Below are 2,343 nucleotides of genomic sequence, written 5' to 3'. Positions count from 1 at the left end.
CATTCGTCATCCCGGCCATGAACGAGGAAGCCACCTTGGGCCCCCTCTTCGAAGGCATACGCTCCCAGACCCGCAAGCTCGGCAAGCGCCTGGAAGTCGTCTTCGTCGACGACGGCAGCACCGACTCCACCTGGCAGCGCATGCGCGACATCGCCGACGCCTTCCCCGAGGAGGTCAAGGCCGTCAGGATGCGGGCAAACGTCGGCAAGGCTCGCGCCCTCGCCGTCGGATTCGAGCGGGCCACCGGAGACGTCGTCTTCACCATGGACGCCGACCTGCAGGACGATCCCGTGGAGATACCCCGCTTCCTCCAGAAGCTCGCCGAGGGCTACGACCTGGTCTCCGGATACAAGCAGACCCGCCACGACCCCTGGCACAAGGTCCTGCCCAGCCGCGTCTTCAACAAGATGGTCTCCAAGCTCAACGGAGTCGAGCTGCACGACCACAACTGCGGCTTCAAGTGCTACCGCTCAGAGGTCGTCAAGGCCGTCAAGCTGCAGGGGGAGATGCACCGCATGATCCCCTGCCTCGCATCCATCGAGGGATACCGCTGCGCCGAGATCGTCGTCACCCACCACGCGCGCCAGCACGGCGTCTCCAAGTACGGGGTCAAGCGCTTCGCTCGCGGGTTCTTCGACATGCTCACCGTGCACTTCCTCAAGAACTACAAGGACCGCCCCCTGCACCTCTTCGGAGGACTCGCCGCCGTCGCGCTCCTAGTCGGAGCCAGCTCCGCAGCCGCCGGTCTCCTCCAAAGTTTCTCTGGCCCCAGAATCGGCATGGAGCTGCTCTCCATGGCCCTAGCGTCCCTTTCCTGCTCCCTCGTGCTCGGCTCGATTGGCCTTACCAACGAATTGGCAATCTCGGGCAAAGGCGGCGAGCTGCACTCCCCGATCGCAAGTGAAACCCAAATCTCCACGCCCCTCGAAATCGCAGCTCCCCGCGTTTCGACGCCTTCGTTCGGCGCTCGCGCCGCCGTGTTGCGGGTTGACGACCCTGAACACCGAGAAGCCTACGCCACCCACCTCGAGGATGCCCACTACCGTGCCCTGGTGGCGGACAATTGGAACGACGCCTTTGACCTAGCTCGCGAATTCGACGCCACCATTTTTACCGACCGCTCTCGAGGCCACCTCGAGCGCGACCCCTTCCTGCGCAAAGCCATTGAACGCTCTCCCAGCGCAAAGCTGGTCTACTGCTCGGGGCCAATCGAGGAGCTTAGCTTCGAGGAGCTTCCGACGCCACGCAGCGACACACCCCGAAACCTCATCCCCTTTCCAGTCGGCAACAGCGCCGCCTAAAGTGAGTTCGTAGGATCTACTAACATCAACAGCTAGTGTGCAACGGCAGCCCTCCTCGGAGGGCTGCTTTTTGTTGGAGCCCCCTCAAAAGACCCCCTCTGCGTTTCACGCTGTAAATCTTGCCCGCAGCTCCGACCCAGCCCCAAGCACCCCTGTAATTTGTACAGGGCACCAAAGCTAGGATTACTGGATGCCGCAGGTTAGGTAATTTATTTCCTACTGATCATTAAGGACTTGAGAAACATTAAGCCCTCTTTGGCACGCCTGCTGCCAAGTCATCAGGCAACACACAACCCATACCTACGAAACACAATGAACACACAAAAAATCACATTCGTCATCCCGGCCATGAACGAGGAAGCCACCTTGGGCCCCCTCTTCGAAGGCATACGCTCCCAGACCCGCAAGCTCGGCAAGCGCCTGGAAGTCGTCTTCGTCGACGACGGCAGCACCGACTCCACCTGGCAGCGCATGCGCGACATCGCCGACGCCTTCCCCGAGGAGGTCAAGGCCGTCAGGATGCGGGCAAACGTCGGCAAGGCTCGCGCCCTCGCCGTCGGATTCGAGCGGGCCACCGGAGACGTCGTCTTCACCATGGACGCCGACCTGCAGGACGATCCCGTGGAGATACCCCGCTTCCTCCAGAAGCTCGCCGAGGGCTACGACCTGGTCTCCGGATACAAGCAGACCCGCCACGACCCCTGGCACAAGGTCCTGCCCAGCCGCGTCTTCAACAAGATGGTCTCCAAGCTCAACGGAGTCGAGCTGCACGACCACAACTGCGGCTTCAAGTGCTACCGCTCAGAGGTCGTCAAGGCCGTCAAGCTGCAGGGGGAGATGCACCGCATGATCCCCTGCCTCGCATCCATCGAGGGATACCGCTGCGCCGAGATCGTCGTCACCCACCACGCGCGCCAGCACGGCGTCTCCAAGTACGGGGTCAAGCGCTTCGCTCGCGGGTTCTTCGACATGCTCACCGTGCACTTCCTCAAGAACTACAAGGACCGCCCCCTGCACCTCTTCGGAGGACTCGCCGCCGTCG

General features: G+C 62.2%; 2 protein-coding genes. Both read left to right on the top strand.

Annotated elements, in window-relative coordinates; translation table 11 throughout:
- Positions 1-1,301 (top strand): glycosyltransferase family 2 protein (locus IEN85_RS14800; RefSeq protein ID WP_191617876.1); only part of this gene is annotated, 1,301 nt, incomplete at its 5' end.
- A 312-nt stretch (positions 1,302-1,613) separates the two neighbouring features.
- On the top strand, positions 1,614-2,343 hold a 730-nt coding region (locus tag IEN85_RS14795; RefSeq protein WP_191617875.1), incomplete at its 3' end, for a glycosyltransferase family 2 protein.

It is taken from the genome of Pelagicoccus enzymogenes (assembly GCF_014803405.1).
Taxonomy (GTDB): Bacteria; Verrucomicrobiota; Verrucomicrobiia; order Opitutales; family Opitutaceae; genus Pelagicoccus; species Pelagicoccus enzymogenes.
The sequence above is the reverse complement of the archived record's forward strand: the minus strand, read 5'-3'. Positions and strand labels throughout refer to the sequence as shown.